General features: G+C 49.0%; 1 protein-coding gene. It reads left to right on the top strand.

The features are described from left to right. On the top strand, positions 1 to 420 hold a 420-nt coding region (locus tag A3738_RS11125), incomplete at both ends, for a cadherin-like domain-containing protein (protein WP_156504215.1).

Raw genomic sequence — 420 nt, 5'->3', positions numbered from 1 at the left:
AATGACTTCCCTGTTTCAGGTAACTTGGCGTATGCAATTGATGAGGATGGAAGTATCACACTGAGCCAAGAACAGCTCTTGGCGCAAGCGAGTGATGTGGATGGTGATACGCTCACGGCGTTGAATCTACAGACAGCCAATCCGGAACTGACGATTACAGATAATGGTGATGGGACGTTCACGCTGACACCGGCTGCAAACTTCAATGGTGATCTCGATATTAGTTTCGATATATTCGATGGTGAAGCGACAGTCGCAGCCAATATCGATTTGACAGTGAACCCAGTGAATGATCTGCCGGTCGCGCAGGATCAGAATTTCCAGATGAACGAAGACGGGACGATCACGCTTACAGATGGGGATCTGTTGGCGGGAGCGTCGGATGTTGATGGTGATACGCTGAGTATCTCAGATGTTGCA

It is taken from the genome of Oleiphilus sp. HI0066 (assembly GCF_001635725.1).
This window is presented reverse-complemented; position numbering and strand designations above follow the sequence as displayed.